Consider the following 22,292-nt stretch of genomic DNA (forward strand, 5'->3'; position numbering starts at 1 on the left):
CATGAATGAACCGCGACAGTCGTTACCTGGAATCAATCCTTCATCACGACATTCCGCTCACGCGGGACATGGGCCTCAAAGTACTGGACTGGCATGACCAGCAACTGCGGCTGCACTTGCCGCTGGACGCTAACGTCAACCACAAGAGCACGATGTTCGGCGGCAGCCTTTACTGCGGCGCCGTGCTGGCGGGTTGGGGCTGGCTGCATTTGCGTTTGCGCGAAGAAGGCATTGAAGACGGGCACATCGTGATTCAGGAAGGGCAGATCAACTACCCATTGCCCGTGACATCCGACGCCACCGCGATTTGTGAGGCGCCCACGGCGGCCGTCTGGAAGAAGTTTCTGGCGATGTATCAGCGCTACGGACGAGCGCGGCTGACATTGAGTTCGCGGATTGTGAATACGGGCAGTGAGGAGGATGCGGTGACATTTACCGGGCAGTACGTGCTGCATCGGTAGGCCAAACACGTTTGTAATTTGGGCAACTGCCCGGATTTACTGGCGCTCGGCTTGCCGACGATGGCGTTTTCACCATCGCCATCGCCATCGCTGGCGAACTGCCCGGATTTGCAGGCGCTCGGCTCGCCGACGATGACGTTTTCACAATCCCCATCGCTGGCGAGCTGCCCGGATTTGTAGGAGCTCGGCTTGCCGACGATGGCGTCTTCGCAATCGCCATCGCTGGCGAGCCAGTCTCCTGCAGGAGCGAAGCGAGGCTGCGATATTTTTCAGGCCCGAGCCAGTTCCAACAGCTTCTCCCGCCATGCAGCCTTCGCCGGCAGTGCCAAAAAGAACGCGTTAAGCAGCGATTCTCGCGCCGGGTAACTGAATGGCGCGCCGCTCAGGTCCAGCACCTCGCCGCCCGCACCTTCCAGCACGCCTTGTGCCGCCGCCGTATCCCACTGTGAAGTTGGCGCCAGCCGCGGGTAACAATCTGCCGCCCCTTCGGCCAGCAAACAAAACTTCAGCGAACTGCCGATGTTAGCCAGTTGCAACTCACCCAGACTGTCGCTCAAACCCGCTAGCAAACGCTCCTGCTCCGGGCTTGAGTGCCGACGGCTGGCGACCACGGTAAATGCCTCGCCTGCCCCCGGAGCTTCTCGAACCTGAATCGGCGAAGGCGCTTGACCGGTATCGCCACGCCATGCGCCGAGACCTGCACCACCGACATAAAAACGTCCGTTGGTTGGCATCGATACCACACCGAACACCACGCGGCCCTGTTCGATCAGCGCAATGTTGACGGTGAACTCCTCACTGCCGGAGATGAACTCCTTGGTCCCGTCCAACGGGTCGACCAGCCACCAACGCTGCCATCCGGCGCGCACACTTTGAGCGATATTGGCGTCTTCTTCGGACAGCACCGGGATGCTGGGGTCCAGTGCCGTCAGCCCCGCCAGAATCAAATGATGCGCTGCCAGATCCGCCGCGGTCACCGGCGAATCGTCAGCCTTTGCGGTCACGACGACACCTGATCGCCAGAATGGCAAAATTACTTCGCCCGCCTTCAACGCCAGTTCAACCACTGGCGCCATCAACGGATGTGGAAAATTCATGGCAAAAACACTCCGCGTTGGGTCAGCAGGTCACGAGCCAGATACAGCGCCGCCAAGGCACGGCCCTCGGTGAATCTCGGGTTCTGCGCCAGAGAAGACAATTCACGCAGGTTGATCTTCTCTACACCCATCGGCTCAGGCTCGTCACCTTCAAGGCTTTCTTCGTACAAATCGGTGGCCAGCACCACCTGGATTTTCTGGCTCATGTAACCCGGTGATAACGACAACTCTGTCAAATGCACAAGTTGCCGAGCGCCATAACCTGCCTCTTCCTTGAGTTCACGTTCGGCCGCCGCCAGCACATCTTCGCCCGGCTCGATCAAACCTTTGGGCAAGGACAGTTCGTACTCTTCAGTGCCGCCGCAATATTCTTCGACCAGCACCGCATGCTCTGAATCAAGCATCGCGACAATCATGACCGCACCATAACCGACACCTTTGCCGACCAGTCGCTCGTAAGTGCGCTCTACGCCATTGGAAAAGCGCAGTTGAAGCTCTTCAACGCAAAACAAACGGCTGGTGGCGACGATCTCGCGGGCGAGGACGGTGGGTTTTTGGCGCATGAGCGGCTCCTTGGCGATAGCGGGTTACTATACCCGGCCTATCCTGATTATTTACCCCGGATATCTCTTTTACCGCTGGAGAAGTTTTTATGTCCCTGCTGCCGTGGCATGACATCGATACCGTTTTGCTGGACATGGACGGCACGCTGCTGGACCTGCACTACGACAATCATTTCTGGCTGGAGCACTTGCCGCAGCGATACGCCGAATTACACGGGGTTAGCCGGGCGATGGCCGAAATGGAATTGCAGCCGCTGTTTGAACGCAATGCCGGGCAACTGCAGTGGTATTGCCTGGATTTCTGGAGCAGTGAACTGAAGTTGCCCGTGCGCGAACTGAAACTGGAAACCGCGCACCTGATTGCCTTGCGCCCGGACGCCGATACGTTTCTGGCGGCCATCAAACAGGCTGGCAAACGCGTGGTGATGATCACCAATGCGCACCGTGACTCGCTGTCATTGAAACTGGAACGCATCGAACTGGCGCCCTATTTCGAACGCTTGATCAGCTCGCACGATTACGGTTTCCCCAAAGAAAATCCGCAGTTCTGGGATTCGTTGCAAGCAGATATCGGTTTTGATCCGGCGCGCAGCCTGTTTATCGACGACACCTTGCCGATATTGCGCAGTGCACGGGCATTCGGCGTGGCGCATTTGCTGGCGGTCAGTGAACCCGATAGCCGCAAAGGGCCAAAAGACACGGGTGAGTTCGCGGCGGTTGGGGATTATCGAGAACTCATCGCAGGGCTCTGAGTGCCTGCCGAATCAATCGCTAGCAGGCTAGCTCCCACAGGGTTCGGGGCGATACCCATCCTATGTGGGAACCGTGCTCCCACAGGATGGATGGAATGCAAATCCGGCGCTGAAAACTGTGCTCCCACACCGGGTGGATGAAATGCAAATCCGGTGCAGGAACTGTACTTCCACACCGGGTGGGGTGACTGCAAATCCAGTGCAGGAAACTGTGCTCCCACACCGGATGGGGTGACTGCAAATCCTGTGCAGGAAACTGTGCTCCCACACCGGGTGGATGAAATGCAAATCCAGTGTGGGAGCTAGCCTGCTAGCGATGAGCGCGGCGCGGTCTCAAGCCTACTTCGGAATGCGCAGCGACTGCCCCGGGTAAATCTTGTTCACATCCTTGAGCATTGGCTTGTTCGCCTCGAAAATCTTTTGATACTGATTGGCATTGCCATAAACGCGCAGAGAAATAGCGCTAAGCGTGTCGCCTGCCTTAACCACCACAAATTCAGCGGCCTCCACTACCGGGCCGGTCACGGTGATCTGGTCTTCGACACCGCTGACACCGGCCACATTGCCCAGAGACAGCAGAATTTTTTCTTTTTCTTCCTGGGTCGCGGCTTCACCACTGGCAATAACCTTGTCGCCTTCGACTTTCACCTGAACCTTGGACGTGTCGATTCCCGTCAGGGCATCCTGCACGTGCTTGGTCAACGCCTCGCTGTTGGCTTCGGCCTTGTCCGGGGTCAGCGCATCAAGAATTTTTTCACCGGCATCTTTTAAAAAACTGAAAAGGCTCATCGTGTGCTCTCCATTGGTTTAGGTGTCCAGACCATGGAGCCTAGACCAAGGGTGTCACTTATGGATCCAAACCGACCAATGACGCCGCTTCCCGCCAGACGCTAGAATCCTTGCCTTACCGCACTCAGGAGCGAAGATGGACATCAAGCAGCTCAAATTCCTCATCGCCCTCGACGAAACACGGCACTTCGGCCAAGCCGCCGCGCGCTGCCACATCACCCAACCGACACTGTCGATGCGCTTGCGCAGCCTTGAAGAAGAACTCGATTTGCCGCTGGTCAATCGCGGTCAGCGTTTCGAGGGTTTCACAGCACCAGGGGAACGTGTACTGGCGTGGGCCCGCACGGTGCTGGCGGCTTATGACGGCCTACAAGCCGAGGCCGCAGCCTGTCGCGGCAACCTGGTCGGTACGTTGCGACTGGGTGTGGTGCCGTTGTCGAGTTTCGACCCGTTGCCGCTGATGCAACGCTTGCATGCCGAGCACCCGAACCTGCGCTTTGAATTGTCGGCGTTGAGCTCTGAACAAATCCTCGAACAACTGGCAAATAACCGCCTCGATCTCGGTGTTTCGTATCTTGAACGCCTGGACGGTGAGCGCTTCGACTCCCTGGCCTTCAGCGAAACGCGAATGGGACTGCTGTACGACCAGCGGTTTTTCAATTTTGGCGAAGCGCCGCTGAGCTGGGAGTCGCTGATCGAGCTGCCGCTGGGCATGCTCACCAACGGCATGCACTTTCGCCAGTCCATCGATCATAACTTCCACAGTCGCGGGCTGAGCCCACAACCGTTGTTACAGACCGACGCCGTGCATCAACTGTTACAAGCAGTACATGGCGGTTTGTGCTGCGCCGTGATGCCACTCGATGGAGGCCTCGAAAACCTCACTGATCATCTGCGCCTGCAACCCATCGAAAACGCTCAAACCCTTGCCCGACTGGGGTTGATCATGCGTCGAAGTGCCCCGCGCTCGGCCTTGGCTGAAGCCTGTTTCGCGATTTATCAACAATCACCAATGAAGGCTTGATCGACGCCATCTATCGGTAGATCAGTAATAGCGATTAGACGCGACAAGTTGACGCGCCTAGGCTTAGAGCTGATCAAACCGTCGGTGATGCCCCATGAACGCCAAGCGCCCAACCGGCGCGGCGCCTGCCCTCGAAACGCCCGCGCCTGCCGCCAGTCAGACTTACAGTTTTAGCAATTTTGATAACACCGAATCGGACAGCACCGCGCTGGCTGAGGAAGTTGCGTTGGCGATTGCCTACAACGGCATCAGCCAAGCCGTGATGTTGGTGACGCCGACGGACCTGGAAGACTTTATCGTCGGTTTCAGCCTCGGCAGCGGCATCATCGAAGACGCCAACGACATTTATGACCTGCAACTCAGTGGGTCGGGGTCGGCGCGGTATGCGCAGGTGACCATCGCCAACCGCGCCTTCTGGAACCTCAAGCAGCAACGCCGGCAATTGGCTGGCACCAGTGGCTGCGGGCTCTGCGGCGTAGAGGCGGTGGAGCAGGCTTTGCCGGATCTCAAAGTATTACCCGGTGCTCCGTTGCCGCCGGTCGAGTGGCTTGACGGTTTGCGCCAACGCATCGGTGCCTTTCAGCCATTGGGTCAACATTGCGGCGCGGTTCACGCGGCAGTGTTCATGAACGGTCAGGGCGAGTTGCTGCTGGGCCGTGAAGACATCGGCCGGCACAACGCGCTCGACAAGCTGATTGGCGGATTGATTCGCCAGCACATACCGACCTCTGGCGGCGTGGCGATTGTCACCAGCCGCTGCAGTCTTGAACTGATCCAGAAAGTGCTGCGCGCAGGCATCCAGACCCTCGTCAGCCTGTCGTCGCCCACCGTCCTTGCCGTGCAATGGGCCCGTCGGCACAACCTCAATCTCATCCATTTGCCCCAGAAGAATGCGCCGCGGGTCTACAGCCCAGCGTTGGAGAATCAAGCGTGAGTCAACACCGCCAAGCCGACCAGAAACCCGTTCCCCGATATAAGCCTTACAAAGGCCCTGCCGGTGGCTGGGGCGCCTTGATCAGCGTTGCCCAAGCCTGGTTGACCAGCGATAACGCGCTGAAAAACCTGCGCATCATGCTCAAGACCAACCAGAACGGCGGCTTCGATTGCCCGGGTTGCGCATGGGGTGACTCGCCGGAAAAGGGCATGGTGATGTTCTGCGAGAACGGCGCCAAGGCAGTGAACTGGGAAGCCACCAAACGCCGTGTAGACGGTGCGTTCTTCGCCAAACACAGCGTCAGCTCGTTACTGGAACAAAGTGATTACTGGCTCGAATATCAGGGCCGTCTGACCGAGCCGCTGAGCTACAACGCCGAAACCGATCGCTACCAACCTATCAGTTGGGAAGCGGCATTCGCATTGATCGGTAAGCACCTGCAAGGTTTGTCGAGCCCTGATCAAGCCGAGTTCTACACCTCTGGCCGCGCCAGCAACGAAGCGGCGTACCTGTATCAATTGTTCGTGCGCGCCTATGGCACCAACAACTTTCCCGACTGCTCGAACATGTGCCACGAGGCCAGCGGTGTAGCGTTATCGCAAAGTGTCGGCATCGGTAAAGGCACCGTGACTTTCGACGATTTTGAACACGCGGATGCGATTTTTGTCTGGGGCCAGAACCCCGGCACCAACCATCCACGGATGCTTGAACCGCTGCGCGAAGCGGTGAAACGTGGCGCGCAAGTGGTGTGCATCAACCCGCTGAAAGAGCGCGGCCTGGAGCGCTTCCAACATCCGCAACACCCGATCGAAATGCTCACCAACGGTGACAAGCCGACCAACACTGCCTACTTCCGTCCGGCATTGGGCGGCGACATGGCGATCATGCGCGGTATGGCAAAATTTCTGCTGCAGTGGGAACGCGATGCGCAGAAGGCCGGTGAGCCCGCTGTTTTCGACCATGACTTTCTCAACGAACACAGCGTCAACGTGCTGGAATACCTGGGCGTTGTCGACGACACTTCGTGGGAACAAATCGTCGAACAATCCGGCCTGACGCTGGTAGATGTCGAGCGGGCCGCGCGCATGTACCTCAAAGGCAAAAACGTGATCATGTGCTGGGCGATGGGTATCACCCAGCATCGCCATTCGGTGGCGACCATCCAGGAAATCGCCAACCTGATGCTGCTGCGCGGCAATATTGGCCGTCCGGGCGCAGGTCTGTGCCCGGTGCGCGGTCACAGTAATGTGCAGGGCGACCGCACAATGGGCATCAACGAGCGCCCACCCGCAGCGTTCCTCGATTCACTGGAGCGTCGCTTTCAGTTCAAGGCACCGCGTGAGAACGGGCACAACGTGGTCGAGGCGATTCACGCCATGGCCGAAGGCCGGGCCAAAGTTTTCATCGGGCTGGGCGGCAACTTCGCCCAGGCAACGCCAGACAGCCCGCGCACGTTCCAGGCCTTGAGCAACTGCGACCTGACCGTGCAGATCAGCACCAAACTCAATCGCAGCCACTTGGCGCATGGCAAAGACGCGCTGATCTTGCCGTGCCTGGGCCGGACCGACATTGATATCCAGGCTGAAGGGCCGCAAGCGGTGACGGTTGAAGACTCGTTCAGCATGGTCCACGCCTCCAATGGACAATTGCAGGCGCTGTCGAACCAGATGCGTTCAGAGCCTGCGATCATCGCCGGCATAGCCGCCGCTACCTTGGGCAGCAAACCGGTGGACTGGAATTGGCTGGTGGCCGACTACGATCGCATCCGCGACCTGATCGCCGACACCATCCCGGGCTTTCGCGATTTCAACGAGAAGGTCAAAAACCCGGGCGGTTTCTATCTGGGTAACAGCGCCGGCGCTCGCAAGTGGAACACCGCGTCGGGCCGGGCCAATTTCCGTCCGAACGTCCTGCCCAAGGACTTGGTGCACGAACGCACTCGCGCCACTGGCGTGTTGCCTGATTTGATCATGCAGTCGTTGCGCTCGCACGATCAGTACAACACCACGATTTATGGTCTGGATGATCGTTATCGCGGGGTGAAAGGTCAGCGGGATGTGTTGTTTGTGAACGAAGCCGACATTATTCGCCTGGGTTTCAAACCGGGCCAAAAAGCCGACATCGTTTCGATCTGGGACGATGGCCGTGAACGTCGGGTGAAGGGCTTTACCTTGCTGGCATTTGATATTCCTGCCGGGCAAGCGGCTGCTTACTATCCCGAGGTGAACCCGCTGGTGCCACTGGAGAGCACTGGGGATGGCAGCCATACGCCAACCTCGAAATTTGTCGCGATCCGCTTGGAAACGGCGAGCGCTACCGGACTGATCATGGCTAAGTCGGCTTAATACATCACCTGAACTGACGCCATCGCGAGCAGGCTCGCTCCCACAGTGAATCGGTGTCGAACACAGGGTTGGCGTTCACTACAGAACCCTGTGGGAGCGAGCCTGCTCGCGATAGCGGTAGATCATTCAACAAATCTTGCGCATCAAACACGTTTCAAACGCCCACAAAAAAGGCCGTTTCTGTGTAGAAACGGCCTGTGCGAAGTAATAAAAGACCGGCAAAAAACACTTAAGTTCCCCAGCCAAAACAGTAACTTATAGAATTGTGCACAAGTCGTGTTACTCGTCGGAATTCGATTGTAACCACTACGACACAGCCTCAGGATCGCGCCGTCATCCCCTTGAGGTTCCTCTATGAAGTTTTCCTCGATTCTCTTGTTGTCCCTTGGCCTGTTCAGTGGTTTCGCTTCTGCTGGCGGTACTACCGAAGCGGGCGTGGGCGGCGCATTGGGCGGGGTTTTGGGCTCGGTCGTCGGTCAGTCGTTAGGCGGCAACACAGGTTCCACCATCGGCGCGGCCCTGGGCGGCGCGGGTGGTAGCGCAGTCGGCGCAGACAAACGCAGCCGTGGCGAAGCAGCCATTGGCGGCGCGTTGGGCGCTGCGGGCGGTAACGTGGTCGGGCGCAGCCTTGGCGGCAGCACCGGTAGCCTGATCGGCTCTGCAGCCGGCGGCGGCGCTGGCGGTGCATTGGGTAACTACATGGGCAATAAAAGCGATGACGAAGACAACCGTCGCTCTTACCGTGGCCGAGATGATCGTCGTTACTACCGTGATGAGCACCGTGGTCGCGGCCATGCCTACGGTCATCGCAAACACCACAACAACTACCGTCATCGCTAAAACCGCAGCGACCGCACTGGCAAGTTGTTCAAAAATCGCAGCCCCAAGGGCTGCGATTTTTTTTGCCGGTTAAATCACCAATGCCTGCAATGCTTCGCGCAAGCCTTCAGGAATCGCCACTGGCAAATTGGACGTGCGGTCCACAAACACGTGCACAAAACGCCCCGCCGCGCAGGCCTCATCCTCACCAGCCTTGAACACTGCCAGTTCGTATTGCACCGAACTATTACCCAACTTGCCCACCCGCAAACCGATTTCGATTCGGTCCGGAAACGCAATGGAAGCAAAGTAATCGCAGGCAGAACTCACGACGAAACCCACCACTTCACCGTCATGAATGTCCAGGCCGCCGACCTCGATCAGGTAGGTATTCACCGCCGTATCAAAAAAGCTGTAGTAGGTAACGTTGTTGACGTGACCATAGGCATCATTGTCGTGCCAACGGGTGGTGATCGGCTGAAAGTGTCGGTAATCAGTGCGTTGGTTCATGCGCAGCTCTCGTCTGGAAATCGTTCCTGCGGAGTCTACCGATCGGCAAACCCTTTACCCACCGCGGCCAGCTCACTGATCAATCGTGCCGGCTGCCAGTGATCACCCTGCCTTGTTTCCAGCGCCAACAAGCGCTGATGAATATCGGCCAGGCCTTGCTGATCCGCCCAGGTCATCGGGCCGCCCTTGTCTGCCGGAAAACCGTAACCGTTGAGGTAAACCAGATCGATATCGTGTGCAGACCCGGCGATGCCCTCCTGGAGGATCTTCGCGCCTTCATTGACCAATGCCAGCAAGCAGCGCTCCAGAATCTCCTCAGGACCTATCTGACGGCGCTGAAAGCCCAGCCCTTCGCTGACTTGAAGCACCAGTGCGTCAACCTCCACATCATGCTCAGCCTGACGACTGCCCGGCTCATAGTGGTAGTAGCCATTGCCACTTTTCTGGCCCAAGCGCCCTAGCTCGCACAAACGGTTGTCCACCTGCACCTCGCGCGCATCCTGCCCGATACCGGACAGCTGCCGGGCGCGCCATTGCAGGTCGATGCCGACCACGTCGAACATGCGGAACGGCCCCATGGCAAAACCAAACGCTTGCAGCGCCGCATCCACCTGATAAGGAAAAGCGCCCTCAAGCAGCATTTTGCGTGCTTCCAGCACATAGGTATTGAGCATCCGATTGCCGATAAAACCGTCGCAGTTGCCTGACACCACGCTGACCTTGCCCATGCGTTTGCCCAACGCCAACGCGGCATCGAGCACCGCCGGTGCCGTCTCGGCACCCCGTACCACTTCCAGTAGTTTCATGATGTGTGCCGGGCTGAAGAAATGCAGGCCCAGCACCTGCTGCGCACGCTGGGTGACGGCAGCGATGGCATCAATGTCCAGCGCTGATGTGTTGCTGGCCAGGATGGCCTGCGGCTTCAGCAAACCATCCAGTTCGCGGAAAATTTGCTGCTTGAGCTCGAGGTTCTCGTAAACCGCTTCAATCACCAGATCAACAGTACTGATCGCCGAGTAATCGGCCGCCGATGCGATCCGGGCAATTCGCGCATCAGCCTCGCCCTGATCAATACGGCCCTGGCGTACGTTGTGCGCATAGGTATCAGCCACGGCCGCGATGGCCTGCTCCAGCATCTGCGGATTGTTATCGACCCATTGCACCGCAATGCCCGCGTTAGCCAGGCACATGACGATGCCTCGGCCCATGGTGCCGGCACCAATCACGGCGGCGCGCTGAATATCAAACGATGTCTGGCTCATGGTTATTCTCTTGTTGGCGATCCAAGGACAGCCCTCACCATAGTCAGCCATCGAGCATTTTTGAAATTTATTCCTGTGATGAGCAACATTCAGCAGATGGATGCAGCATCAGACGCGGCCAAGCCACGCCCGAACTTCTGCGTATGGATAATCCTCCAGCGCCGCAAAGCCTGAAATCGACCGGGCCTTGAGTTTGGTAAACAACGGTACGCTGATCCCGCACAAGAACCGCGTTGTGCGTTCTGCCGAAGGAACCTGGCCGGTGTACTGCTCGTGCCTATGAATGAACTCAGCGCATAACGCCTGAAAATCTCTGTCCGCAAGCGCCGGTAATTCCGGGGGCGCGGGTAGCCTTGCTACTTCCCCATGACACACCGAACAATGCCCGCATTGCTGCGGCGCGTTTTGATCGCCGAAGTACTCCGCCAGTCGATACCCCAGGCAATGCTCGGTGGCGAACAGGTCGAGCATGGCGTGTATCCGCGCGACCTCGGTGCGTTCGTGCTGGGTGAAATTGGCGTGCAACTCGACACTCAATGCCTGGCTGTCGAACCCGGTTTGCAGCAGGCTATAGACTTCGGTCATTTGCTTGCTTTCCAGCTCGACCCAGCCTTTCTCCTGGAAATAATCCAGTGCCTTGACCACTCGATTACGCTCGGCCTGATGCTGCTGGTATAGCGCGTCGAAATTCACCGTTGCCCAGGTCCGGGCACGCGGGGATGTCTGGATGATCGCCGCGACAAAGTCTTTTCGCTCGCCTTCGAAACGCGCCAGCAATGCCTCTGGCTCCTGCAAATACTTAAAACGATACTCAGCGTAATACGCATAACGCGGCGCGATAATTGCGCGCAGCTCCAGTTGCACCAGCAATGTCTTCAACGGTAATTGGCGAATGTTGCTCTGGTCCGCCAGCGGGCCAAGTAAAAATTCCCACTGCCCTTCAGGCGCGGCGGCTTGTAATTCATCGAGCACATAACGAATGCCATCAAGCTCCGGCGTATCGCCGTAGACGAAGTTTTCCAGCACGTTGAGGCTGTCGCGATTGGCCAGTACCAGGCAATCGGATGGCTGCCCGTCACGTCCGGCGCGGCCTATTTCCTGACTGTAGTTTTCGATGGATTTTGGCAGATCAAAATGCACCACATTGCGAATGTCACTCTTGTCTATGCCCATGCCGAACGCGATGGTGGCGACGATGCAATTGGATTGCCCAGCCATGAAACGCTTCTGGATCGCCTCGCGTTTTTCGTGCGGCAAACCGGCGTGATACGCCTGCGCCTGAATACCGTTGCGCGACAGGTGTTCGGCGATGTGCTCAGCGGTTTTTTGCAGGGTGACATAGACGATACTCGGCTGGTCGGGACGCTGGCTCATCCATTCGACCAGACGACGGCGCTTGTCCTGCCTTGGCACCGGTTCTACCAGCAAATTCAGGTTGGGCCGATAGAAACCTGTGGTCACGACATCGTCGGGTGCGATGGCAAATTTTGCCTGCATGTCGGCGATGACGTTGGGCGTCGCCGTGGCAGTCAGCAGCAGCGCCTGAGGAATGTTGAACTGGCGTTGATAGTCGGGAAGCTTGAGGTAGTCGGGACGGAAATTATGGCCCCACTCGGAAATACAGTGCGCCTCGTCCACCACCAGCAGCGAGATCGGCACTTGCTGCAAGAAATTACGGAAGCGCTCGTTCTTCAAACGCTCTACAGAAATCATCAAAATCTTCAACTCGCCGGATTTGGCGCGGGCCATGACATCGCTGGCATCATCGCGGCTCTGCGCCGAATCAATACTGCCCGCCGCGATGCCGTGACGTTGCAAAAATGCCAGTTGATCCTGCATCAACGCCAGCAGCGGCGACACCACCAGCGTCAGGTGCGGCAACAACACGGCCGGTAGCTGATAGCAAAGAGACTTGCCCGAACCGGTGGGGAAAATCGCCGCCGCCGAACGCCCGGCCATTACGGCACTGACCGCCGCTTCCTGGCCCGGACGAAACTGTGGATAACCGAAAACCTGTTCCAGGGTGTTGTGCATAAGCTGTCACTCCGTTGACCGCTGCGAAGCCCAAAGCCTAGCGGCTGATCGCGGCGAGTCGAGAATAGGTCGGGGGTAAAATGATGCGTGATGATACAGCGGACCGCGCAGTGAGAACGATCAGGTCCCGTCGGGACTGGCGCCGCTTCTGACAACCTCGTGGGAAGTTTCCCAACCTGAGGCTTGTTCGTTTAAAACTACGTGAAATATGTAAGAACCCTCCGAAAACACAGCAAATCCCTACGCACGCTGTCCACTCCCGCCGTATTGCCCCGCAACGCTGCACACCTCATGGTTTTCGCTGCGGCTCAAACCGTGTGTCGGCCTGCAGGAGCGACTTCCGACTTCATACAGGACAGGCTTCAATGGAACGGCTATATCCGCTTACACACCGCTACCGCTTCCTCAACTGGAAAGCCCCGACCTGATAGTGCCCACCACGAAATTCTTTTCGCTACACGTCCTGCAAAACCCGGCGCAAGCTGTCTTATCAGCAAGCCTTTACGGACTCACACACATGAACCTCGCCCCCAACTTCCCTGACGACCACAGCATGCACCTGCTGATGCAGCTGCTACACGAAGAGCTGGGCCTGCCCGAACGCAAAACCATCAGCCTCACCACCGCCATCAACTTTGATTTGGGCTGCGACGGCGCTGATGCGCGGCACCTGATGGAAGCACTGGAAGAACAGTTCGGCATTGATTTCGGGGACTATGACGCCTATCGCTACTTCCAGCCTGAAGGGTTTGACGTGTTCCTCAAACGTAAAGCCAAGGGCCGTGGCGATAAAGTTGCGCTGACCATTGGCATGCTCTACCAAGCCGTCAAGGCACAACGCTTTGATACCCGGACGCTGGAAGGCGTCCAAGCATGACTATAAGGACATAGCGGGATGCGGGCCGCCCACCAAAGACTTCCCGGTGGGCCTGATCGTGCGGGCAGTGATGGCGCTGGTCGCGGCGTTTGTTTTGCACTTGAAAACCTGAACCTTGCGCCCACAAAAAAGCCGCCCTTGAGGGCGGCTTTTTCATTTCGCTAAACCAATCTTACAACGTTGGACCGGCAGCTTTGATCGCGACGCTCACGTCGAACTTCTTGAAGTTCTCAACGAACAGACCGGCCAATGCTTTGGCAGCTTCATCGTAAGCAGCCTTGTCAGCCCAAGTGTTGCGTGGGTTCAGCAGGCCGGTATCAACACCCGGTACGGCCAATGGCACGTCGAGGTTGATGGTGTCGAGGTGTTCGGTTTCAGCACCGATCAACGCACCGCTCTGGATCGCAGCGATCACGCCGCGAGTGGTCGGGATGTTGAAGCGTTTGCCAACGCCGTAGCCACCGCCAGTCCAACCGGTGTTAACCAGGTAAACCTTGGAACCAAAGCCACGGATGCGCTTGATCAGCAATTCAGCGTATTCACCCGCCGGACGCGGGAAGAACGGTGCGCCGAAGCAAGTGGAGAAAGTCGACTTGATACCGCTGCCGGAACCCATTTCAGTCGAGCCCACCAACGCGGTGTAGCCGGACAGGAAGTGGTAGGCCGCTTGCTCTTCGCTGAGGATCGACACTGGCGGCAGTACGCCGGTCAGGTCGCAGGTCAGGAAGATCACAGCGTTTGGCTCGCCACCGAGGTTTTTCGGCGCGCGTTTCTCGATCAGTTCACGCGGGTAAGCAGCGCGGCTGTTCTGGGTCAGGCTGTCATCGGCGTAGTCGGCCTTTTTCTCGGCATCGAGTACGACGTTTTCCAGCACGGCGCCGTGCTGGATGGCTTTCCAGATAACCGGTTCGTTCTTCTCGGAGAGGTCGATGCACTTGGCATAGCAACCGCCTTCGATGTTGAACACCACGCCCACGCCCCAGCCGTGTTCGTCGTCACCGATCAGGTAACGGCTTTCGTCGGCGGACAGGGTGGTTTTACCGGTGCCCGACAGGCCGAAGAACAGGGTCACGTCGCCCTCTTCGCCCATGTTGGCCGCGCAGTGCATTGGCAGAACGTCGGCGGCCGGCAGCAGGAAGTTCTGAACCGAGAACAGGGCTTTTTTCATTTCACCGGCGTAACGCATGCCCGCGATCAGCACTTTCTTGGCTGCAAAGTTGATGATCACGGTGCCGTCGGAATTGGTGCCGTCACGCTCAGGTACGCATTCGAACTCTGGAACGTTGAGGATCTGCCACTCATCCTTGCCGCCGGCGTTGTATTCGCCAGCTTCAGGGTTGATGAACAGGCAGCGGCCGAACAGGTTGTGCCAGGCAGTACCGGTGGTCATTTTGACCGGCAGGTAGTGCGCAGGATCGGAACCTACATGCACGTGGGATACAAAACGCTCGCGCTCGCCGATGAAGGCTTCAACGCGGTTCCACAGGGCGTCGAACTTGTCGGCCGGGAACTTGCGGTTGATCGGACCCCAGGCAATGGCTGCTTGAGTGGAAGGCTCTTCAACGATGAAACGGTCAACTGGCGAGCGGCCGGTGCGGTGACCGGTGCGAACAACCAGCGCGCCGGTATCGGCAAGCTCGCCTTCACCGCGATTCAGGGCTTCTTTAACCAGATCATCAACACTGAGATCGGTGTACACGGCGTTATTGGCTTGCGTCATGAGGTTCCCCGTCGGCCAGTGGCCGAGTGCTCCAAACGTTTTGTAGTAGAAAGTCGTGCACTACTACCGCGAAAAAAGTGGGCCGGATTATGCCAGAAACGCCCAAAAAAAGTAGGGCCCTCCGGTCGTAACGGCGTTATTCCGGCACTTACCAGTGAATTTACCTGCGCTGAACCGTTTTAGTGACGGGTATCTGACGGCGTATCAACGCCCGCTCCGGCGAATAATTGAGTGATGTCGGCGGCGTCGAACAGGTAACGCTGGTTGCAGAACTGGCAGTCGATCTCGATGTTGCCACCGTGCTCGATCACCAGATCCTGCGCATCTTCAAGACCCAAACTGACCAGTGCATTGGCAGAACGTTCGCGCGAGCAACTGCAACGGAAGCGCAGATTCTGTACATCAAACAGCCGAACCTGCTCTTCGTGGTAGAGGCGATGCAGCACGGTTTCGTTGTCCAGGCTCAGCAATTCGTCGGCCGTCAGCGTGCTGCCCAGCGCGGTGATGTGCTGCCAGCTCGCGGCCCGTTCTTCTTCGTCTTTCAGACGGTCGGCAGGCAATTGCTGCAGCAGCAGGCCGCGAGCACGGCGCCCATCGGCGTACAGCCAGAAACGTGTGCCGACCTGCTGCGACATCACAAAATAGTTGGTGAAGCACTCGGACAGGGTTTCGCCGTCGAGGTCGACGATGCCCTGGTAGCGCTGGCCTTGAGTCGGGTCGACCGTGAGCGCCAACACGCCATTGGGCATCAAGTCGGCAAGGGTCGCGTCCGGGGCGATCTGATCGGCCTCGTAACGCGCCAAACCGCGAATTTCACGCTCGCTGGAGCATTCGATCATCAGCAGCGGGATCGGACCTTCGGAGCGTGCTTGAAGAATCAGCAAGCCATCGAACTTCAGGGTGCCCACCAGCAGCGATGCCGCCGCCATCAGTTCGCCAAGCAACTGTGCAACCGGCTCGGGATAGGGGTGCTTGGCGAGGACTTCGGAGTAGCTACGTTCCAACGCCACCAGCTCGCCGCGGGTGTCGCTGTCATCGAAGATGAAGCGTTGGGTGTAGTCGTTATCCGTTAGATCGGTCATAGGTCTGGGTATCTGAATTGATGACAAATTGATTACAAAAGTTGAAAATTGCGCCTTTAAGCACTGCTTTGGTGCAGAAAGTTCAGCCATTGGAGGCATTTTATGAACAATCCGGGTTTGTTCCAAGCAAGGTGGAACGTCCGCCGGTTGGCGTTATGCAATTTTGTGCCTCTGGCGCTGCTGGCCTTCTGGTTATGGCCTACCGGTCAGATGCTGTGTGTGATTTTCGACGAGTGGCTTTTTTACCAACTCAATTCGCCACTGGCGACTAACCCGATATGGCTGCACGTGTGGGCAATTGCAAGTCTGCGTCCATTCGATGCGGTGGTGGGTGTGATTTTACTGACCCTGCTGATCAAGGGAAACTGGGTGTTCAGGGCCTCAGAAGTGCGTCAGGCATTTTTCGGCTTTCTTTCGGTTTTGCTGCTGATGCTGTTCATCCGGATGCTGTTTTCGAAGTTCGCCGACTATATGGATTGGCAACACAGCAGCCCGTCGATGATGATCGATACCGCCGTTCGTATGAGCGACTACTTCCCGCACCTTGAAAAGGTATGGGAATTGAAGGACCGGTCGACTCAGAGCTTCCCGGGCGACCACGCCTCAGTTCTGTTGATCTGGGCGCTGTTCATGACCGTGTTCAGTCGCTCGACCTGGCAAACGCTGGTGATCTGGGGTTTGGCAGTGTTGTTCATGATGCCGCGTCTGGTGGCCGGTGCGCATTGGGGTCAGGACGACTACATCGGCGGCGTATTGCTGGCCGTGTGGGGATTGGGCTGGGGCTACTACACGCCATTCGCCTATCACGTTTCGAGGTTTTTCCTGAAAATGACGGCGCCGGTATTTGGTTTGCTGGGGAAACTGCCGGTGGTTTCGCGGATGAGCGTGGTGCGCAGCGCTTGAAACCCCGGCGCCTGGCCGAGTGCTGCGCACTCTATCGCGGGCAAGTCACGCGCCTACAGGGGATCTCGGTCCAATGTGGGAGCAGGCTTGCTCGCGAAAGCGTCGGCCCACACTATACCGAAGCCACTGACTCACTCGTCGTTGCTGCTACCGCGAAACTTGAAAAGGTCTCGACGCTGCTTCTTGCTTGGCTTGCCGTCAGTGCTCACACCTAATGAGCCTGCCTTGCGCATCGCCGCAGCAGCTTCACGCTTGGCTACGCTGGCTTCGGTTTCGACGTACAACGTTTGAGCCTCCGGCGCGCCACGACGCACAATAGAGAGCGCCTGAACCACCACCGTCCTTTCTTCAAAGCCTGTGCGAATCTGAAACTCGTCGCCAACTCTAGGCTCCTTGCCCGGTTTGCAACGCTCGCCCCGGCAATGCACCTTGCCACTTTCAATCGCCGTCTTGGCCAAGGCACGTGTTTTATAGAAGCGCGCCGCCCACAACCATTTATCGAGACGGACCTTGTCGTCCTCTTGCTGTTTTTGCGCCATTTGAATTCCTCTTTCAGCCAATAGTCGGAAATGTACTACCGTTTCTGTCGGGCGCAACAACTCGATGCTCCAGATAGAATGTCGGCTTAACCGATTCATCGGTAAAGGGAGCTTCGAGTGACTATATTTCCATCTTCATTAACTGCGCCCAGCGGCGGATGTCGGGGCTGCCAGCAGTCTGAGCCGCTAAACTTCGATTTTGCTTTTGCTTACCAACCCATCGTGGACCTGCGAGACCAGACGATTTTCGCCCATGAAGCGCTGGTACGCGGCCCGACCGGTGAAGGCGCGCTGTCCGTGCTCAATCAGGTTACCGAGGAAAACCGTTACCGATTCGACCAGCTCTGCCGGACCCGAGCCATTGAAGGCGCGGCTCATCTAAATATTCAGACACACTTGTCGATCAACTTCATGCCCAGCGCCGTGTACCGCCCGGAGCTGTGTATTCGCAGTACGCTGGAAGCCGCAAAAAAACACAATTTCCCCCTCGACCGGCTGATTTTCGAAACACTGGAAAGCGACCACGTAGATAACTATCGCCATTTGACCAATATTCTGCGTGAATACCGCGAGTTCGGCTTCAAGACTGCTATCGACGATTTCGGTGCAGGTTACTCGGGGCTCAATCTGCTTGCTGATTTCCAACCAGACCTGATCAAACTCGACATGGCACTTATCCGCGATATCGACCGCGATCGCGTTCGTCAGGTTATCGTTCGAGCGATTGTCACAATGTGTGCGGAGTTGGACGTTACAGTCATTGCCGAAGGGATCGAAAGCGCTGGTGAACGGGACTTCCTGGCGGACTGTGGCATTTTTCTGATGCAGGGTTACTGGTTCGCCAAACCTGCATTCAAAGCGTTGGCTCAGGTAGCACCTGGGGCCTGGACGCGATAATCGCCGGTTTTTCCTATTGAAGACATTTGACCATTTGACCGTTGTCGGTCTGCGCGAGTGGGTGGCGCTCCCGGATTTGGGAGTCGCGGGCCTTCGAGCGAAAATCGACACCGGCGCCAGCACCTCCAGCTTGCACGCCACCGACATCGAGCCATTTGAGCGCGACGGGGAAACCTGGGTGCGCTTCACCGCGCACTTGGGCACGGTGGTGCAATTACGTCACCGGCGTTGCGAAGCGCCGCTGGTAACGATGAAAACCATTAAAAGCTCCAACGGTCACGCACAGGTTCGCTACGTGATCAGCACTACCCTGGCCCTGGGTGATCGGGTGTGGCGGGTCGAGTTCACCCTCGCCTGCCGCAAATCCATGCGTTATCGCCTGCTCCTTGGCTCCAAGGCCTTGATCGACGGCCAACTGGTGGTCAATCCCGGCATCAAGTATGTACAAGACAAGCCGGTGTTCCCGGTATCTACCTCCTCCACAGGTGTTGCATGAAGATCGCTGTGCTGTCGCGTAACCCGCGTCTGTATTCCACTCGTCGTCTGGTCGAAGCCGGAACCGAGCGTGGCCATGAAATGGTGGTGGTCGACACCCTGCGCGCCTACATGAACATTGCCAGCCACAAGCCGCAGATTCATTACCGTGGCAAACCGCTAGAAGGTTTCGATGCAGTGATCCCCCGTATTGGCGCATCGGTGACGTTTTACGGCTGCGCGGTGTTGCGTCAGTTCGAAATGATGGGGGTTTTTCCGCTTAACGAATCGGTAGCCATTGCACGCTCACGAGACAAATTGCGCTCGCTGCAATTACTGTCACGAAGAGGCATAGGTTTGCCGGTCACCGGGTTTGCGCACTCACCGGACGATATTCCCGACCTGATCGAAATGGTCAATGGCGCGCCGTTGGTGATCAAGGTGCTGGAAGGCACCCAGGGCATTGGCGTGGTGCTGTGTGAAACAGCAACGGCAGCGGAATCGGTGATCGAGGCTTTCATGGGCCTCAAGCAGAACATCATGGTTCAGGAGTACATCAAAGAGGCCGGCGGTGCGGACATTCGTTGCTTTGTGGTCGGTGACAAAGTGATCGCAGCGATGAAGCGCCAGGCCAAGCCAGGTGAATTCCGCTCCAACCTGCATCGAGGTGGCAGCGCCAGCCTGATAAAAATCACCCCGGAAGAACGCATGACCGCGCTGCGAGCAGCAAAAGTCATGGGCTTAGCGGTGGCGGGCGTGGATATCCTGCGCTCCAATCACGGGCCGTTGGTGATGGAAGTGAACTCTTCGCCAGGCCTGGAAGGTATTGAAACCACCACCGGCAAGAACGTGGCGGGGATTATCATCGAGCATCTTGAGAAAAATGGTGGGCCGAACATGACGCGCACCAAGGGCAAAGGGTAGAAGCAGTTTTAAGTGGCTAGCTTCACGCTGCAAGTGAATAGCAAAAACAGCCCCGCGCAGGAGCTGCTTTCGCCAACAGCTTGTAGCTTGTAGCTGTCGTTAGACAGCATCCCTCGGCAGCATCAAACCAAGCGGCAAGCGCACTCGGGCTTCCAGGCCACCACCGGACCGGTTGCGCAACTCGACATTGCCGCCATGCATCGAAGCAATGCGTTTGACGATTGCCAGCCCCAGACCGGTACCCTTTCCGCCTCGCGCGCGATCGCCGCGAGTGAACGGGTTGAAAATCCCTTCGAGTTCAGACGGATCAATGCCCGTCCCACGGTCCATGACACTCAGCACCACGTACGGTGCACTGACATCCCCGGACACGTAGGCTGCCACCTCAACGCCGTTGCCTGCGTGATGCAGGGCGTTGCCGATCAAGTTGTTCAACAGCCGCTTCATCGAGACCCGACGCAGCGGGAAGGGCTGGATAGGCTCCAGGCGCAAGCGCACTTTTTCTTCGTTCTGGTTGTAAGGTGCTGCGACTTCACGCACCAGATCACTCAGGTCGACCTCTTCTACCGACTCGTCACGGCCATCACGGATGAACGCCAGGAACTGATCAAGAATCGCGTCCATGTCCTCAATGTCACGCACCATGTCGTCCGTCAGGTCGCTGTGGTCGCCCATCAGCTCCAGTGACAGCCGTAGACGGGTCAGTGGCGTGCGCAGATCGTGGGATACCCCAGCCAACATCAACTCACGCTCACGGCCAGCCTGCTCAACATCTTCGGCCATCTGGTTGAACGCACGGTAAACCTCGGCCATTTCGCTCGGCGTATCGCTGATCGGCAGACGCACACTGCGTCCCTGACCGAGTTGCCGTGCGGCATACACCAGGCGCTTCAAAGGTTGATTGAGCTGGCTGACGAAGATCCACGCCGAAGCAGTGGACAACAAGCCGATGGCGAGGAACCAGCCAAGCACGTTCCAGATTTTCTGGCCACGCAAGGGATGCGGGTAGAGCGGCACTTTCAGCCAGCCATCGCCCAGGCTTGGCGCCCGAACCCACAATGCCGGCGGGGAATGCATGCGTAAGCGTACTTCAGTGTCGGCACCCAGCTCGGTTTGCATCTGGCGCTGGTAGATCTCGCTGTAAGGCCAATGCTGCTCACCTTCCGGAACGCCTGCGCCCACGACACGGATAAGCGGCACGGCTTCAGCTATCTTCTCGCGATTTTTTTCATCAGCAGCCCAATAGGCGCGCAATGTCAGCGCTACGCCATGGCTGTATTGGCGATCCACCAACACGTCTTCGTTCATCAACAGATAAACCAGCGTTAGCGCCTTGGAGAAAAGGACGACGATCAGCACCAGCCACAGGGTGCGGGAGAAGAAACTCTGGGGGAACCAAACGGGGGTTTTCATGAATAACCGTTAAACACTTGCAGGAGCGAGCGATGCTCGCATATTGCGGATCGCGAGTCTGCGGGCAAAGTCATTTGACCCGCTGCCCGTTAGACCCGCTCCTACAAATTGCCGATCACTTGGTGGCGGCGCCATCCGGAACGAACACGTAACCCACACCCCAAACCGTCTGGATGTAGCGCGGCTTGGAAGGATCGGGCTCGATCATCCGGCGCAGACGGGAAATCTGCACGTCGATGGAGCGCTCCAGAGCATCCCATTCACGACCACGGGCCAGGTTCATCAGCTTGTCGCGAGTCAATGGCTGACGCGCGTTCATCACCAAGGCCTTGAGCACCGCAAACTCACCGGTGGTGAGCATGTGCACTTCGTCGCCACGCTTGAGTTCACGGGTGGCCAGTGACAGCTCGTAATCACCGAAGGTAACGCTCTCGTCTTCGCTGCCCGGTGCACCCGGCACTGGCGTCGACTGGCGGCGCAGGACCGCTTTAACGCGAGCCATCAGCTCGTCGGGGTTGAAAGGCTTGGCCAGATAATCGTCGGCGCCCAGTTCCAGGCCCTTGATACGGCTCAGCTCGTCGCCCTTGGCGGTGAGCATGATGATCGGGATCTGATTGTTGGCGGTGCGCAGGCGGCGGCAAGCGGTCAAGCCGTCTTCGCCCGGCAGCATCAGGTCGAGGACGACCAGGTTGAACACCTCACGCGCCAGCAGGCGGTCCATTTGTTCAGTGTTCGGTACCGCGCGAGCACGGTAGCCCTTGCTGACGAAAAAGCGTTCCAGCAGGCTGCTGAGCCCTGGATCGTCGTCAACGATAAGAATTTTTTCGCCTTCAGCAATGTTTGCAGTGCTGCTCATTAGATGCTCCTTTGATC

Annotated in this window: 22 protein-coding genes; 11 read left to right on the forward strand and 11 right to left on the reverse strand. The window is 57.7% G+C overall.

Features of this window, described 5'->3' with window-relative positions:
- The first annotated feature begins 5 nt into the window (after positions 1-5).
- Positions 6-461 (forward strand): YiiD C-terminal domain-containing protein, encoded by a 456-nt coding sequence (locus ACQR3R_RS24875; RefSeq protein ID WP_428276388.1) that lies wholly within the window; start codon positions 6-8, stop codon positions 459-461.
- A 269-nt stretch (positions 462-730) separates the two neighbouring features.
- On the opposite strand, the gene cysQ is transcribed toward ACQR3R_RS24875, so the two are convergent.
- Both cysQ and nudE read right to left on the reverse strand, forming a co-directional pair.
- A complete protein-coding gene (cysQ, locus tag ACQR3R_RS24880) occupies positions 731-1,558 on the reverse strand; it encodes a 3'(2'),5'-bisphosphate nucleotidase CysQ (protein WP_428276390.1) in 828 nt (275 codons plus the stop codon).
- On the reverse strand, positions 1,555-2,121 hold the full coding sequence (gene nudE / locus ACQR3R_RS24885) for an ADP compounds hydrolase NudE (RefSeq protein ID WP_428276392.1): 567 nt from the start codon (positions 2,119-2,121) through the stop codon (positions 1,555-1,557). The genes cysQ and nudE overlap by 4 nt, the downstream gene beginning before the upstream one ends.
- An 89-nt stretch (positions 2,122-2,210) precedes the next feature.
- Here nudE and yrfG point away from each other — a divergent pair, with 89 nt between their 5' ends.
- Positions 2,211-2,873: a GMP/IMP nucleotidase gene (gene yrfG, locus ACQR3R_RS24890; RefSeq protein ID WP_428276394.1), complete on the forward strand. Its 663-nt coding sequence runs from the start codon at positions 2,211-2,213 to the stop codon at positions 2,871-2,873.
- 339 nt (positions 2,874-3,212) lie between these two features.
- Here the strand turns inward: yrfG and lysM are convergent, their stop codons facing one another.
- The gene (gene lysM / locus ACQR3R_RS24895) at positions 3,213-3,662 is read right to left on the reverse strand and encodes a peptidoglycan-binding protein LysM (protein ID WP_428276396.1); all 450 of its coding nucleotides are present in this window, start codon (positions 3,660-3,662) and stop codon (positions 3,213-3,215) included.
- 136 nt (positions 3,663-3,798) lie between these two features.
- On the opposite strand from lysM, the gene ACQR3R_RS24900 reads away from it, so the two are divergent.
- The 4 genes from ACQR3R_RS24900 (at position 3,799) to ACQR3R_RS24915 (ending at position 8,805) form a co-directional block, all read left to right on the forward strand.
- Positions 3,799-4,686: a LysR substrate-binding domain-containing protein gene (locus tag ACQR3R_RS24900; protein ID WP_428276398.1), complete on the forward strand. Its 888-nt coding sequence runs from the start codon at positions 3,799-3,801 to the stop codon at positions 4,684-4,686.
- 94 nt (positions 4,687-4,780) lie between these two features.
- A complete protein-coding gene (gene fdhD, locus ACQR3R_RS24905; protein WP_428276400.1) occupies positions 4,781-5,620 on the forward strand; it encodes a formate dehydrogenase accessory sulfurtransferase FdhD in 840 nt (279 codons plus the stop codon).
- Positions 5,617-7,965 (forward strand): FdhF/YdeP family oxidoreductase, encoded by a 2,349-nt coding sequence (locus ACQR3R_RS24910; RefSeq protein WP_428276402.1) that lies wholly within the window; start codon positions 5,617-5,619, stop codon positions 7,963-7,965. Before fdhD ends, ACQR3R_RS24910 begins: the two co-directional genes overlap by 4 nt.
- A gap of 354 nt (positions 7,966-8,319) precedes the next feature.
- Complete coding sequence (locus ACQR3R_RS24915) at positions 8,320-8,805, forward strand: glycine zipper domain-containing protein (protein WP_428276404.1); 486 nt, start codon at positions 8,320-8,322, stop codon at positions 8,803-8,805.
- A gap of 69 nt (positions 8,806-8,874) precedes the next feature.
- Here the strand turns inward: ACQR3R_RS24915 and ACQR3R_RS24920 are convergent, their stop codons facing one another.
- The 3 genes from ACQR3R_RS24920 to ACQR3R_RS24930 all read right to left on the reverse strand — a co-directional run bounded on the left by ACQR3R_RS24920 (position 8,875) and on the right by ACQR3R_RS24930 (position 12,590).
- Positions 8,875-9,294, reverse strand: a complete 420-nt coding sequence (locus tag ACQR3R_RS24920) for a thioesterase family protein (protein ID WP_428276406.1) — start codon at positions 9,292-9,294, stop codon at positions 8,875-8,877.
- Between the two features lie 35 nt (positions 9,295-9,329).
- The gene (locus tag ACQR3R_RS24925; protein WP_428276408.1) at positions 9,330-10,556 is read right to left on the reverse strand and encodes a 3-hydroxyacyl-CoA dehydrogenase NAD-binding domain-containing protein; all 1,227 of its coding nucleotides are present in this window, start codon (positions 10,554-10,556) and stop codon (positions 9,330-9,332) included.
- A gap of 108 nt (positions 10,557-10,664) precedes the next feature.
- Positions 10,665-12,590 (reverse strand): RecQ family ATP-dependent DNA helicase, encoded by a 1,926-nt coding sequence (locus tag ACQR3R_RS24930; protein ID WP_428276410.1) that lies wholly within the window; start codon positions 12,588-12,590, stop codon positions 10,665-10,667.
- A 517-nt stretch (positions 12,591-13,107) separates the two neighbouring features.
- Between ACQR3R_RS24930 and ACQR3R_RS24935 the strand changes: the two genes are divergently transcribed.
- Positions 13,108-13,467, forward strand: a complete 360-nt coding sequence (locus ACQR3R_RS24935) for a DUF1493 family protein (RefSeq protein WP_428276412.1) — start codon at positions 13,108-13,110, stop codon at positions 13,465-13,467.
- Between the two features lie 172 nt (positions 13,468-13,639).
- Here ACQR3R_RS24935 and ACQR3R_RS24940 read toward each other — a convergent pair whose 3' ends face one another.
- Positions 13,640-15,187, reverse strand: a complete 1,548-nt coding sequence (locus ACQR3R_RS24940) for a phosphoenolpyruvate carboxykinase (protein WP_428276414.1) — start codon at positions 15,185-15,187, stop codon at positions 13,640-13,642.
- 179 nt (positions 15,188-15,366) lie between these two features.
- Positions 15,367-16,269: an Hsp33 family molecular chaperone HslO gene (gene hslO / locus ACQR3R_RS24945; protein ID WP_428276416.1), complete on the reverse strand. Its 903-nt coding sequence runs from the start codon at positions 16,267-16,269 to the stop codon at positions 15,367-15,369.
- A 102-nt stretch (positions 16,270-16,371) separates the two neighbouring features.
- Here hslO and ACQR3R_RS24950 point away from each other — a divergent pair, with 102 nt between their 5' ends.
- A complete protein-coding gene (locus tag ACQR3R_RS24950; RefSeq protein WP_428276418.1) occupies positions 16,372-17,172 on the forward strand; it encodes a phosphatase PAP2 family protein in 801 nt (266 codons plus the stop codon).
- A 131-nt stretch (positions 17,173-17,303) separates the two neighbouring features.
- Here the strand turns inward: ACQR3R_RS24950 and ACQR3R_RS24955 are convergent, their stop codons facing one another.
- Positions 17,304-17,711 carry a S4 domain-containing protein gene (locus ACQR3R_RS24955; protein ID WP_428276420.1) on the reverse strand — a complete coding sequence of 136 codons (408 nt, stop codon included), beginning with the start codon at positions 17,709-17,711 and terminating at the stop codon, positions 17,304-17,306.
- Between the two features lie 117 nt (positions 17,712-17,828).
- Here ACQR3R_RS24955 and ACQR3R_RS24960 point away from each other — a divergent pair, with 117 nt between their 5' ends.
- Genes ACQR3R_RS24960 through rimK form a run of 3 tightly spaced genes read left to right on the forward strand, consistent with a single transcriptional unit; the run spans position 17,829 to position 20,006 of the window.
- The gene (locus ACQR3R_RS24960) at positions 17,829-18,608 is read left to right on the forward strand and encodes a S6 modification regulatory phosphodiesterase RimA (protein ID WP_428276422.1); all 780 of its coding nucleotides are present in this window, start codon (positions 17,829-17,831) and stop codon (positions 18,606-18,608) included.
- A gap of 16 nt (positions 18,609-18,624) precedes the next feature.
- Positions 18,625-19,104, forward strand: coding sequence for a retropepsin-like aspartic endopeptidase RimB (locus ACQR3R_RS24965; protein ID WP_428276424.1), 480 nt, complete (start codon positions 18,625-18,627; stop codon positions 19,102-19,104).
- Complete coding sequence (gene rimK / locus ACQR3R_RS24970) at positions 19,101-20,006, forward strand: 30S ribosomal protein S6--L-glutamate ligase (protein WP_007972871.1); 906 nt, start codon at positions 19,101-19,103, stop codon at positions 20,004-20,006. The genes ACQR3R_RS24965 and rimK overlap by 4 nt, the downstream gene beginning before the upstream one ends.
- A 99-nt stretch (positions 20,007-20,105) precedes the next feature.
- Here the strand turns inward: rimK and ACQR3R_RS24975 are convergent, their stop codons facing one another.
- Both ACQR3R_RS24975 and ompR read right to left on the reverse strand, forming a co-directional pair.
- Positions 20,106-21,419, reverse strand: coding sequence for an ATP-binding protein (locus tag ACQR3R_RS24975; protein WP_428276427.1), 1,314 nt, complete (start codon positions 21,417-21,419; stop codon positions 20,106-20,108).
- Between the two features lie 115 nt (positions 21,420-21,534).
- A complete protein-coding gene (ompR, locus tag ACQR3R_RS24980; protein ID WP_027922237.1) occupies positions 21,535-22,275 on the reverse strand; it encodes an osmolarity response regulator transcription factor OmpR in 741 nt (246 codons plus the stop codon).
- Positions 22,276-22,292 lie beyond the last annotated feature (17 nt).

The organism is Gordonia sp. IEGM753, from assembly GCF_050321825.1.
Taxonomy (GTDB): domain Bacteria; phylum Pseudomonadota; class Gammaproteobacteria; order Pseudomonadales; family Pseudomonadaceae; genus Aquipseudomonas.